The sequence below is a fragment of the Kitasatospora sp. NBC_01539 genome (assembly GCF_045040525.1).
In the GTDB taxonomy this organism is placed as follows: Bacteria; Actinomycetota; Actinomycetes; order Streptomycetales; family Streptomycetaceae; genus Kitasatospora.
The window spans coordinates 5,221,234-5,233,706 of record NZ_CP109390.1; the positions used below are offsets into that span (position 1 = coordinate 5,221,234).

Consider the following 12,473-nt stretch of genomic DNA (forward strand, 5'->3'; position numbering starts at 1 on the left):
TGTGTCGGCGGGGGGTCCTACACTCGGAATGCCATGACTAGCCTCTTTGACGACCTCCCGCTCCCCGGATTCGAGAGCCCCTCGCCCGGGTCGAGCCCCGCCCAGGACGAGCCCCCGACGGACGAGGAGCCGCCGTACGAGGAGGCCATCCCGGACGGTCTCTTCGAGACCGACTACGCCGCGCAGCCCGACCGCGACGCCTGGTACCGCGACGGCGCGGCCCGCCCGGTCATCGACCCGGAGCAGCTGCTGGCGGGCATGAACGACCCGCAGCGCGAGGCCGTCGCGCACCACGGCTCGCCGCTGCTCATCGTGGCCGGCGCAGGCTCCGGCAAGACCCGGGTGCTGACCCACCGCATCGCGTACCTGCTCGGTGCGCGCGGCGTGCAGCCGGGCGAGATCCTGGCGATCACCTTCACCAACAAGGCCGCCGGCGAGATGCGCGAGCGCGTCGAGGAGCTCGTCGGCCCGCGGGCCCGCGCGATGTGGGTGTCGACCTTCCACAGCGCCTGCGTGCGGATCCTGCGCCGCGAGTCGAAGCTGCTGGGCTTCACCTCGTCGTTCTCGATCTACGACTCGGCCGACTCGCAGCGCCTCATGGGCCTCGTCTGCCGCGACCTCGACCTCGACCCGAAGCAGTTCCCGCCGAAGTCGTTCACCGCGAAGGTCAGCAACCTCAAGAACGAGCTGATCGACGAGGAGACCTACGCCGACCAGGCCTCCAACCCGACGGAGAAGAAGCTCGCCGAGGCGTACGCGCTCTACCAGCGCCGCCTGCGCGAGGCGAACGCCCTCGACTTCGACGACATCATCATGACCACCGTCAACCTGCTCCAGGCCTTCCCCGACGTGGCCGAGCACTACCGGCGGCGGTTCCGGCACATCCTGGTCGACGAGTACCAGGACACCAACCACGCCCAGTACACGCTCGTCCGGGAGCTCTCCGGCGGTGCCCTCGGCGACGCCCCGAAGATGACCGCCGACGGCGACTTCGTGAACCCGACCGCCGCCCGGCTCGCCCAGATCTCCCCGGCCGAGCTCTGCGTGGTCGGCGACGCCGACCAGTCGATCTACGCCTTCCGCGGTGCGACGATCCGCAACATCCTCCAGTTCGAGGAGGACTACCCGAACGCCACCACCATCCTGCTGGAGCAGAACTACCGCTCCACGCAGACCATCCTCAGCGCCGCCAACGCCGTCATCGAACGCAACACCAACCGGCGCAAGAAGAACCTCTGGACGGCCGGCGACCAGGGCGAGCGGGTGGTCGGCTACGTCGCCGACGACGAGCACGGCGAGGCGCAGTTCATCGCCGACGAGATCGACCGCCTCACCGACGGCGGCCACGCCCGCCCCGGCGACGTCGCGATCTTCTACCGCACCAACGCGCAGTCCCGCGTGTTCGAAGAGGTCTTCATCCGGGTCGGCCTGCCCTACAAGGTCGTCGGCGGCGTGCGCTTCTACGAGCGCAAGGAGGTCCGCGACATCCTGGCCTACCTGCGCGTCCTCTCCAACCCCGAGGACACCGTGCCGCTGCGCCGGATCCTCAACGTGCCCAAGCGCGGCATCGGCGACCGCGCCGAGGCGATGATCGACGCCCTCTCCTCCCGCGAGCGGATCAGCTTCCCGCAGGCGCTGCAGCGCGTCGACGAGGCGTACGGCATGGCCGCGCGCTCCGCCAACGCCGTCAAGAAGTTCAACGCCCTGATGGCGGGCCTGCGGCAGGTCGTCGAGTCCGGCGCCGGGCCGGCCGCGGTGCTGGAGGCCGTGCTGGAGGAGACCGGCTACCTCGCCGAGCTCCAGGCCTCCACCGACCCGCAGGACGAGACCCGCATCGAGAACCTCCAGGAGCTCGCCTCCGTCGCCCTCGAGTACGAGAAGGACCCGGGGGAGCGCCCCGAGGGCGAGGACGCCGAAGGCACCCCGCCGATCGGCTCGCTCGCCGACTTCCTGGAGCGGGTCGCCCTGGTCGCCGACTCCGACCAGATCCCGGACGACGAGGAGGGCCAGGGCGTCATCACGATGATGACCCTGCACACCGCCAAGGGCCTGGAGTTCCCGGTGGTCTTCCTCACCGGCATGGAGGACGGGATCTTCCCGCACATGCGGGCCCTCAACCAGGTCAAGGAGCTGGAGGAGGAGCGCCGCCTCGCGTACGTCGGCCTGACCCGTGCCCGGCAGCGTCTCTTCCTGACCCGTTCGGTGCTCCGCAGTGCCTGGGGCCAGCCCTCCTACAACCCGGCCTCCCGCTTCCTGGAGGAGATCCCGGAGCCGCTGGTGGAGTGGAAGCGCACCGGTGCCGCGGCGGTGCCCGCCGCCCGCGGCTTCTCGCCGTCCTCCTCCGGCTCGTCCCGGTCGTACGGCTCCGGCGGGGGCTCCGCGCGCTCCACCACGGCCGCGCCGCAGCCCGGCTGGGCGAAGACCGCCCGCAAGGTGACCGACCGCGAGGTGGTGCCGCTCGCCGTCGGCGACCGCGTCACCCACGACACGTTCGGTCTGGGCACGGTCGTCGCCACCCAGGGTGTCGGCGACAAGGCGCAGGCGACGATCGACTTCGGCTCCACGGGGCGCAAGCAGCTGCTGCTGCGCTACGCACCGGTCGAGAAGCTCTGACCCTGCCGCGGTGCAGCGGGTCTCGGGCCGTCGGCGGCGGTCACGATCGCCAGGCGGCCGTACGCGGCGCTCCAGCCGGTCGTCACGGTGCCGTCGGCGGCCGCGTGGACGGGCGTGCCGGTGTCCACCGGGCAGCCGACGGCCTTGATCGCGTACCGGGCGGACGTGCGCACCTCAGCACGCGTGGCGCTCCGTCAGCGGCCCGGCGGCCCAGCGCTCCAGAGCCTCGTGCACGGCCGTGACGGTCGGCGGACGGGCGGGCAGGCCGAGGGGGCCGGCCTCCGGGGCGGCCACCCGCACGGCGGGCAGGCCGGGGTGGTCGAGCCGGGCGTTCGCGCGCGGCGGCACGGTCCCGTCCGGCTCGGCGTGGACGGCGGTGAACCGGGTGCCGCACTCCGGCGCGGGCAGCGCGAGCTCGGCCGGCAGGCCGCCGCCGGGCCGGAGCCGACCGGCCACCGGGAGCGGGCCGGGCAGCGGCGTGGCCGTGGTGCCGCCGTGCGGGGTGGCCGGGGTGACGACGGCCGTGACGAGCGCGTGGCCGCCGAGCCGCTGCACGTAGTAGCGCACGATCAGGCCGCCCAGGCCGTGGCCGACCAGGGCGACGGGGCGGCCGTCGTGCGCCTGCACGGCCCACTCGACGTGCCGGGCGAGCAGTACCGCGGCGGCACGGACGTCGCGGCCGAGCGGCGCGTGGTTGAGGACGTGCAGGTGCGTCCAGCCGTGCCGGTGCAGGGTGCGGCGCAGCGGGGTGAGGACGGCACGGTCGTCGGCGGTGCCGTGCAGCAGCAGCACGGGGTCGGGCCGGGGCCGGACGGCCGACGGTACGGGTCGGCCCGGGCAGGGGTGGGCCCGCTGTTCGGGCGGGATGCCGGCGAGGTGGTGGGCCGGGTGGTGGGCGGTGGCGGCGGCTTCCGGGCCGGCGCCGCGGACGGCGACGGCCGTCCGCCGGGACGGGATCGTCATGCGGATCTCCCCGGCAGGGTGGCGCGGGGGCCCCTGCGGTGGCCTGCGCGGGGGTCACGGTCTCCGGTGACCGGGAGTGCCCGGTCGGTGGCTCTCTGATTTTCCCCTCGTGTCGACCGGCGAAACCGCGGCGCGGCCGCCGTGGGTTACCCTCCCCTCAGGCATGTTAGAAGCTGTTAACATCGCGCCCGGTCCGACCGGACCGGCCGGTCGGGTGGACAGCGTCGTCCAGGAGGCAGTCATGGGTGTGTCAGGGCCGATCCGCGTGGTCGTCGCCAAACCGGGTCTGGACGGCCACGACCGGGGCGCGAAGGTGATCGCACGCGCGCTGCGCGACGCCGGCATGGAGGTCGTCTACACCGGCCTGCACCAGACGCCCGAGCAGATCGTCGACACGGCGATCCAGGAGGACGCCGACGGCATCGGCCTGTCGATCCTCTCCGGCGCCCACATGACGCTCTGCGCCAAGGTGCTGGAGCTGCTGCGGGAGCGCGAGGCGGAGGACATCAAGGTCTTCTGCGGCGGCATCATCCCGGACGCGGACATCCAGGAGCTCAAGGCGCTCGGCGTCGCCGACGTCTTCACCCCGGGCACCCCGATGCAGTCGGTCGTCACCTGGGTCGAGGCCAACCTCCGCCCGGCGGGCTGACCGCGGGCCTTCCGGCCGCGCCCGCCCGCCCGTCGGGCCGTCAGGGGGCTGCCGGGGAGAGCCGTCAGGGGGCGAGTTCGTCGAGCATGACCGCCCGCAGGCGGAGCGTCCCGGCGAGCCGCGCGAACGTGTCGGCCCACGCCGTCTCCGGCGCGGCGTCCGTGGCGAGCGCCTCCACGGCCGCCGCCGCCTCCGGGGCGAGCGCCCGCTCGGTCATGCCGAGCACCCCGCTGTGGCTCCACGGGTACGCGCCGGAGCCCGCGGCACGCTCCAGGGCGGCGACGACGGCGGTGGACAGCGGCGGTGTCCAGGGTGCCGCGCAGGCGCCGAGCAGCTGGAACGCGTCGCCGAGGCCGTGCGTGCGGACGAACGCGGCCGTCCAGGCGGCGCGTTCGGCGGGGGGCAGCACGGCGAGCAGTTTCGCGGGTGCGCCCGCGCCGCGGTCGGCGGTGCCGGGGCGCGGCGCGGGACCGAGCAGGGCACGGGCCCACGGGGCGTTCTGCTGGCGGACCGCCGCCCGGGCCCACGCCTCCCGCAGTTCGGCGGACCGGTCGGTGCCGTCCGCGTCGCCGTCCTCGGTGGCCGGCAGCCGCACCAGCCGGTCCGGGGTGAGCCCGGAGCCGTCCGTCCACAGCGCGAGCGGGGCGGCGGCCACGATCTCGCCCAGCCACCACGAGCGCTGCCCGCGTCCGGTGGGCGACTTGAGCGGTATGCCGTCCCGCTGCATCGCCGCGTCGCAGTCGGCGGGCGGGGTGACGGCGAGCCGGTCGTCGAGCGGCCGCACGCAGGCGCGCGCCCGCTCGGCCATCCGCGCGGCCAGCGCCGAACCGGGCAGGGTGGAGAGCAGCTCGGCGGCGGTGGTGCGGACGTTCTTGCTGCGGTCGCCGAGCGCGGCCTCCAGGAACGGCTCGTCGGCCGCGGACAGACCGTCCTGCAGGGCGTCGAGGAAGAGCAGCCTGTCCTCGGCCCGTTCGGTGCCCCACGTGCTGCCGAGCAGGGCGAGACCGGCCGCCGGATCACGCCGGCGCAGCCGCGTCAGGTGGGTGACCCGCTCCGCGAACAGGCCCTCCTGCCAGACCTGCTCGCCCGCCGCCCGGTCGCCGGCCGGATCGTCCTCCGCGGCGGTGCGGGTGACGAACCGCCAGTCGGTGTTCCGCTCGGCCAGCCAGCGGCCGAGCGGCCCGGCCAGGGCCACCACGTCGGGCCGCAGCTCGCTGCGGCCGCGCGCGGTGTCGAGCAGGGCGGGCACGTGGACGGGCGGCAGCCGGTAGCCGTGCCCGCGGGCGGCCGCGAGCCACTGGGGGAGCAGCTCCGCCAGGTTGGCGAGGGTGCCGTCGTGGCCCCGGCCGAGCAGGACGCCGAGGCGGCGGGCGGCCGCCGCGGGCACCTCCGGACGCCGGTCGGCCCCGGCGGGTGCCGGAAGCCCGGGCGCGGGCAGCGGACGGGCGCCCGCGCGGCGCCGTACGGCGGCGAGCGCGGCCAGGTCGAGCAGGGCCGTCGCCGGGTCGGCGCGGTCGACCGTGGCCGCCGCGGCGGCGGCGGGGGTGCCGGGTACCGGCTCCGGCAGCGGCCGGCGGTCCGTGCCGAGCAGGGCGGCGGTCCGGAGTTCGGACCAGGTGTCATCGGTGGTGGTGGTCGGGGCCGTCACGGCCTGCCTCCCGTCGCGTGGGTCCGGTGGTGGTCGTCGGGCGGTCCCGCCGTGGCGCTCACTGGCCGACCCCGAACGGGCGGCCGTCGGCGCTCCAGGCGGTGACCGGCGCGAAGCCGGCGTGGCCGCACTCGCCGAACAGCGTCAGCGGCCGGCCCGCCGAGAGCGCGGCGAGCCGCCACAGCGCCTGTTCGGGCGCCGACCCTCGCCGGACGGGGACGGCGCTGCCGCCGTCCGTCAACTGCCAGCCGTCCGGGCCGAGGACGGGCACGGCCTCCGCAAGCACGACCGGCCAGGAGTCCAGCCACGGGTCGTCGGCGACCGCCTCGCCGTAGCCGGCCACGGCCTCCGCCGGGGAGACGCCGGGCGGCGGCCCGTCCGGGTCCGTCCCGGGCTCGCCGTGCCGGGTGCCGAGCACGGCCCGCAGCGGGCGCGCGCCGGGGTGGAAGGCCAGCTCGGCCTCCACCACCCGGCCGGTGGGCAGGGCGAGCTCGGGCGCCTTGCCGGCGCTGCCGAAGGAGAGCAGCAGGGCGGGGCGGCCGGTCTTGGCGCCGCGCAGCCAGATCCGCCGGGTGGTCAGGCGGTCGTCCGCGGTGTCGCGGCTGCCGAGCACCTGCCAGCGGTCGCGGACGGTCGGCCCGGCGAGCAGTTCGTCGGTGGCGGTGGTGAAGCCGACCCGGGTGCGCACGGTCGCCGCCAGCGGGGCGGGCAGCTCCTCGACGCGGCCGTAGGCTCCGGCCAGCAGGTGCAGCAACGCGTACTCCTCCAGCAGGTCGTCCTCGGGGGTGCGGGCGAGCTCGCGGGCGCGCGCGGCGAGGCCGGGGGCCTGCGCGTCGACCATCCGGGCGGCGACCTCGTCCCAGCCGGAGGCGGTGGCCGCGTGGTCGGCGAGGCCGTGGCGGATCCCGTCGGCGAGGCGGAGCCGCAGCTCCAGGGCGCCCGCGGCGACCCGGGCGGCGCGCTGCTCCGCCCGGCGGCGGGCCGCCGGGTCGTCCTTGGCGGCCTCGCGGCGCTCGGCCTGCCGCACCGCCTTCTGAACGGCGCTCTCCTGACGCTTCGCCAGCCACTCGGCGACCCGCGCGGGCTGCTCGGCGTCCACGGCGACCGCGGCAGAGCCGGCGCTCCACAGCAGGAGCAGCCCCAGCACGTGCTTGCACGGGAACTTCCGGCTGGGGCAGGTGCACGTGTAGGCGGGCCCGGCGAGGTCGACGCAGGCGTGGTACGGCGTGCGCCCGCTGCCCTTGCACGCGCCCCACAGGGCGCCGCCGCCCCAGCCCGCCTCCGTCCAGGGCGCGGGCGCGGACAGCTTGCCGGCCGCCTTCAGCGACGCCTGGTCGGGCGCGAGCGACAGGACGTGTTCGTTGCTCCAGCGTTCCTCCATGCCGACGACGCTAGGAGGGGGCACTGACATTCGCCGGGCGGCCGGAGCCGCCCCGGCCGCGGCGAACTGACGGCCGGTCACCGGGACGGCCGGGGTTGTCAGTGGCCCGGTGCATGGTTGTTCCAGCAGGCCGCAAGGGCGTACGAAACGCCTGGTCGGCCGGTGTCCGGCCGCCGTCCGGGCCGTGTCCCGGCGGCACCCCGGCCGGTACGGCGGTCCCGCACGCCCCGATCCGCCCGTCCCGACCCGCGCCCTGTCACAGCCATGTCCGGCGGCCCGTACCCAGGAGTTGTTGATGACCACCGAGACGACCACTCGTTCGAGTGAAGTCCTCCGCCTCCACGCCGAGGACGCCTTCGCCGCGGAGCTCTCCGCGCTCGCCGCCGCCGACGACCGCCCCCGCCCCGCGCGCTGGCGCCTCTCGCCGTGGGCGGTCGCCACCTACCTGCTCGGCGGCGAGCTGCCCGACGGCACCGTGATCACCCCCAAGTACGTGGGGCCGCGCCGCATCGTCGAGGTCGCCGTCACCACGCTCGCCACCGACCGGGCGCTGCTCCTGCTCGGTGTGCCCGGCACCGCCAAGACCTGGGTGTCGGAGCACCTCGCGGCCGCGATCAGCGGCGACTCCACGCTGCTCGTCCAGGGCACCGCGGGCACTCCCGAGGAGGCCGTCCGCTACGGCTGGAACTACGCCCAGCTGCTCGCCAACGGCCCCAGCCGGGAGGCGCTCGTGCCCTCGCCCGTCATGCGGGCCATGGCCGACGGCAAGATCGCGCGGGTCGAGGAGCTCACCCGGATCCCGGCCGACGTGCAGGACAGCCTGATCACCATCCTCTCCGAGAAGACCCTGCCGGTGCCGGAGCTCGGCGACGAGACGCAGGCCGTGCGCGGCTTCAACCTGATCGCCACCGCCAACGACCGCGACCGCGGCGTCAACGACCTCTCCTCCGCGCTGCGCCGCCGCTTCAACACCGTCGTGCTGCCGCTGCCCGCCACGCTGGAGGAGGAGGTCGAGATCGTCGCCCGCCGCGTCGACCAGCTCGGCCGCTCCCTCGACCTGCCCGACCTGCCGGGCGGCGCCGAGGAGATCCGGCGCGTCGTCACGGTCTTCCGCGAGCTGCGGGCCGGCCTCACCGCCGACGGCCGCACCAAGGTCAAGACGCCCAGCGGCACCCTCTCCACCGCCGAGGCGATCTCGGTGCTCACCAACGGCCTCGCCCTCGCCACGCACTTCGGTGACGGCGTCCTGCGGGCCGCCGACGTCACCGCCGGCGTGGTCGGCGCCGTCGTCCGCGACCCCGTCGCCGACCAGGCCGTGTGGCGCGAGTACGTCGAGGGCGTGCTCCGTGAGCGCGACGGCTGGAAGGACTTCTACCGCGCCGCCCGCGAGCACTCCCGCTGACCGGACCGCCCGTCCGACTCCCACGACCCGTCCGACCCACCGATGAGGAGGTGCCGCCCCATGGGCGCAGAGGTCACCCTGCTCGGCGTACGCCACCACGGCCCCGGCTCCGCCCGGGCGGTGGCCGCCGCCCTGGCGCAGCTGCGGCCCGACGCCGTGCTGATCGAGGGCCCGCCCGAGGCCGACACGATCGTCGCCCTGGCCGCCGACAAGGACATGAAGCCGCCGGTCGCGCTGCTCGCCCACGTCGTCGACGACCCGGCGAAGGCCGCGTTCTGGCCGTTCGCCGTCTTCTCGCCCGAGTGGGTCGCCGTGCGGTACGCCGTCGACCACGACGTGTCCGTCCGCTTCGTCGACCTCCCGGCCGCGCACACCTTCGCCCTCGCCGACCACCCGTCGGGCGTGCCGGGGGGCACGTCCGGCGGGGAGGACGGGCCGGAGCCGCTCGGCGACCCGATCGCGGCCCTCGCCCGGGCGGCCGGCCACGACGACCCCGAGCGCTGGTGGGAGGACGTCGTCGAGCACCGCGCGCCCGGCGACGACGCGCTCGCGCCGTTCGCCGCCGTCGCCGAGGCGATGACCGCACTGCGCGAGGACGGCGCCGCCGGCCCGGCCGGCCGCCGCGACGAACTCCGCGAGGCGTACATGCGCCAGCAGATCCGGGCCGCCCGCCGGGCCGGCCACCAGCGGATCGCCGTCGTCTGCGGGGCCTGGCACGTGCCCGCCCTGCAGACGATGCCCACCGCGGCCCACGACCGCGCCCTGCTCACCGGCCTGCCCCGGCTGAGGACCGAGATCACCTGGGTGCCGTGGACGCACCGCCGCCTCTCCCAGCACACCGGCTACGGCGCCGGCATCGACTCGCCCGGCTGGTACCACCACCTGTTCACCAGCCCCGACCGGCCGGTCACCCGCTGGATGACCGGTGTCGCCGAGCTGCTCCGCGCCGAGGACCACCCGGTCTCCTCCGCCCACGTCATCGAGGCCGTCCGGCTCGCCGAGACGCTCGCCGTGATGCGCGGCCGCCCCCTCGCCGGGCTCGGCGAGACCCTTGACGCCGTCCGCTCCGTCCTGTGCGACGGCTCGGACGTCGCCCTGGCCCTCGTGCACGAGCGGCTGGTCGTCGGCGACGCGCTCGGCGAGGTGCCCGACGACGCGCCCGCCGTGCCGCTCCAGCGCGACCTGGCCCGGCTCCAGCGCAGTCTGCGCCTCAAGCCGGAGGCCGCCGAGCGCGAGCTCGTCCTCGACCTCCGCAAGGACCTCGACGCGAGCCGCTCCCGCCTGCTGCACCGGCTGCGCCTGCTCGGCATCGGCTGGGGCGAGCCGGGCCGCACCACCACGGGGTCGACCGGTACCTTCCGCGAGACCTGGCGGCTGCGCTGGGAGCCCGAGTACGCCGTGCGGGTCGTCGAGGCCGCGCACTGGGGCACCACCGTGGAGGACGCGGCCTGCGGCCGAGCCGCCCGGGACGCCGTGGACGCCGCCGAACTCGCAGACCTCACCCGGCTCGTCGAGCAGTGCCTGCTCGCGGGGCTCACCGGCGCCCTTCCGTCCGTGATGCGGGTGCTCGCCGACCGCGCCGCCCTCGACACGGACGTCGCCCACCTCGCCGCGGCCCTGCCGCCGCTCGTCCGGGCGCTGCGCTACGGCGACGTCCGCTCCACCGACGGCCACGCCCTCGACGGCGTGGCGCACGCCCTCGCCGAGCGCATCAGCATCGGCCTGCCGCCCGCCTGCACCGGCCTGGACGCGGACGGCGCCGCCGCCATGCGCGCCCACCTCGACGCCGTGCACACCGCCGTGGGCCTGCTCTCGTCCGGCGCACCCGGCGCACCCGGCACTTCTGACGCCTCCGACGCCGACGACGCCTCCGACGCGCCCGACGACTCCGCCGCCGGGAGGTGGGCCGGAGCGCTCCGCTCGCTCGCCGCCCGCGAGCCGTCCGGCGGCCCGGCCACCGGGGTGCCAGGGCTGCTCCGCGGCCGCGCGGTCAGGCTGCTGCTGGACGACGGCCGGCTGGGCTCCGACGAGGCCGGCCGCCGGATGGGCCTGGTGCTCTCCCCGGCGGGCGCCCCGGCCGACGCGGCCGGCTGGATCGAGGGCTTCCTCACCGGCGGCGGCGCCCTGCTGCTGCACGACGCCCGGCTGCTCGGCCTGCTCGACGACTGGCTGACGGGCGTGCCCGGCGACACCCTGGTCGACCTGCTGCCGGTGCTGCGCCGCACGTTCTCCGGCCTGGAGGCGGGCGTGCGCCGCACCATCGGCGAGCGGGCCGCGGCCGGCCCGCTGGGCGGCGGTGCCGCCCGGGTGGCAGCCGTCCCGGTCGACCTCGACGAGGCCCGTGCGGACGCCGTCCTGCCCGTGCTCGCCCTGCTGCTCGGCCTGCCGGCCCCCGGCGCGGTGTCCGGGCCGCCCGTCGGTCTGCCGCGTATCCCGCGGCAGCCGCAGGGCCGCAACACCTGACCGGCCGACCCGCCGCCGCCCCGACCCGTTCTGCATCGAGGAGTGCCATGACCGCGACCCACGCCCCGCTCGATCCCGCCGCGGAGCGGCTGCGCCGCTGGCGGCTGGTGCTCGGCGGCGAGGCGGACGGCACCGGCCACCGCCCGACGGGCCGGGACGCGGCCATGGACGGCGCGCTCGCCGCCCTCTACCGCGGTGCCGCCGGGGGCGGCGGCGCGGAGGGCCGCGGTGCCGCCCGCAGTGCGGGGCTCGGCGGTTCGGCGCCGCAGGTGGCGCGCTGGTTGGGCGACATCCGGGAGTACTTCCCGACCACCGTGGTGCAGCTGATGCAGCAGGACGCGATCGCCCGCCTCGGGCTGGACCGCCTGCTGCTGGAGCCGGAGATGCTGGAGGCCGTCGAGCCGGACGTGCACCTGGTCGGCACGCTGCTGTCGCTGAAGCACGCGCTGCCGGAGACCACCCGGGAGACCGCCCGGGCCGTGGTCGGCAAGGTCGTGGCCGACCTGGAGCGACGCCTGGCCGACCGCACGCGGGCCACCCTCGGCGGCGCCCTGGACCGCTCCGCGCGGGTGAACCGTCCGCGCCACCGCGACATCGACTGGGACCGCACGATCCGCGCCAACCTGAAGAACTACCTGCCCGACGCCGGCCCGGACGGCCGCGGCACCGTCGTGCCCGAGCGGTTGATCGGCTACGCGCGCGCCCAGCGGTCGGTGAAGAAGGACGTCATCCTGTGCATCGACCAGTCGGGGTCGATGGCCCCCTCGGTGGTGCACTCCGCGGTGTTCGGCGCGGTGCTGGCGTCCATGCGCAGCCTGACGACGCGGCTGGTCGTCTTCGACACCTCGGTGGTCGACCTGACGGAGCAGCTGACCGACCCGGTGGACGTGCTCTTCGCGACCCGGCTGGGCGGCGGCACCGACATCAACCGGGCGCTGGCGTACTGCCAGTCGAAGATCACCCGGCCCTCGGAGACGATCGTGGTGCTGATCAGCGACCTCTACGAGGGCGGCATCCGCAACGAGATGCTCAAGCGGGTCGCGGCGATGAAGGCCGCCGGCGTGCAGTTCATCGCGCTGCTCGCGCTCTCCGACGAGGGCGCCCCCGCGTACGACCACGCCCATGCCGCGGCGCTGGCCGCGCTCGGCGCCCCGGCGTTCGCCTGCACCCCGGACGTCTTCCCGGAGATCATGGCCGCGGCGATCGAGAAGCGTCCGCTGCCGGTGCCGGACCACGGATGACGGCTCCGGGCGGTGCCGGGCAGGCGGGCCGGGATGCCTGGTTTCACCCGGTCGGGTGATGACCGTCCGGATCTCACCGGGGCGGCGCGCCCGACGTGAGCAGGCCGCCTCCG

Annotated in this window: 9 protein-coding genes; 5 read left to right on the forward strand and 4 right to left on the reverse strand. The window is 76.0% G+C overall.

Annotation, left to right across the window (positions count from 1 at the left end):
• The first annotated feature begins 33 nt into the window (after positions 1 to 33).
• Complete coding sequence (pcrA, locus tag OG335_RS22680; protein WP_405012951.1) at positions 34 to 2,613, forward strand: DNA helicase PcrA; 2,580 nt, start codon at positions 34 to 36, stop codon at positions 2,611 to 2,613.
• On the opposite strand, the gene OG335_RS22685 is transcribed toward pcrA, so the two are convergent.
• Both OG335_RS22685 and OG335_RS22690 read right to left on the reverse strand, forming a co-directional pair.
• Positions 2,589 to 2,786 (reverse strand): hypothetical protein, encoded by a 198-nt coding sequence (locus OG335_RS22685; RefSeq protein ID WP_405015639.1) that lies wholly within the window; start codon positions 2,784 to 2,786, stop codon positions 2,589 to 2,591. The two genes, pcrA and OG335_RS22685, sit on opposite strands and share 25 nt — an antisense overlap.
• Before the next feature lies 1 nt (position 2,787).
• A complete protein-coding gene (locus OG335_RS22690; RefSeq protein WP_405012952.1) occupies positions 2,788 to 3,576 on the reverse strand; it encodes an esterase/lipase family protein in 789 nt (262 codons plus the stop codon).
• 241 nt (positions 3,577 to 3,817) lie between these two features.
• Between OG335_RS22690 and OG335_RS22695 the strand changes: the two genes are divergently transcribed.
• Positions 3,818 to 4,225, forward strand: a complete 408-nt coding sequence (locus tag OG335_RS22695) for a cobalamin B12-binding domain-containing protein (protein ID WP_405012953.1) — start codon at positions 3,818 to 3,820, stop codon at positions 4,223 to 4,225.
• Positions 4,226 to 4,289: 64 nt separating this feature from the next.
• On the opposite strand, the gene OG335_RS22700 is transcribed toward OG335_RS22695, so the two are convergent.
• Both OG335_RS22700 and OG335_RS22705 read right to left on the reverse strand, forming a co-directional pair.
• Positions 4,290 to 5,873, reverse strand: coding sequence for a DUF5691 domain-containing protein (locus OG335_RS22700; RefSeq protein ID WP_405012954.1), 1,584 nt, complete (start codon positions 5,871 to 5,873; stop codon positions 4,290 to 4,292).
• Positions 5,874 to 5,931: 58 nt separating this feature from the next.
• Positions 5,932 to 7,254 carry an SWIM zinc finger family protein gene (locus OG335_RS22705; RefSeq protein WP_405012955.1) on the reverse strand — a complete coding sequence of 441 codons (1,323 nt, stop codon included), beginning with the start codon at positions 7,252 to 7,254 and terminating at the stop codon, positions 5,932 to 5,934.
• A 295-nt stretch (positions 7,255 to 7,549) separates the two neighbouring features.
• Between OG335_RS22705 and OG335_RS22710 the strand changes: the two genes are divergently transcribed.
• The 3 genes from OG335_RS22710 to OG335_RS22720 are packed head-to-tail and all read left to right on the forward strand — an operon-like array spanning position 7,550 to position 12,360.
• Positions 7,550 to 8,656: an AAA family ATPase gene (locus OG335_RS22710; protein WP_405012956.1), complete on the forward strand. Its 1,107-nt coding sequence runs from the start codon at positions 7,550 to 7,552 to the stop codon at positions 8,654 to 8,656.
• Between the two features lie 60 nt (positions 8,657 to 8,716).
• The gene (locus tag OG335_RS22715; RefSeq protein ID WP_405012957.1) at positions 8,717 to 11,119 is read left to right on the forward strand and encodes a DUF5682 family protein; all 2,403 of its coding nucleotides are present in this window, start codon (positions 8,717 to 8,719) and stop codon (positions 11,117 to 11,119) included.
• A 47-nt stretch (positions 11,120 to 11,166) separates the two neighbouring features.
• Positions 11,167 to 12,360 (forward strand): VWA domain-containing protein, encoded by a 1,194-nt coding sequence (locus tag OG335_RS22720; RefSeq protein ID WP_405012958.1) that lies wholly within the window; start codon positions 11,167 to 11,169, stop codon positions 12,358 to 12,360.
• Positions 12,361 to 12,473: the final 113 nt, after the last annotated feature.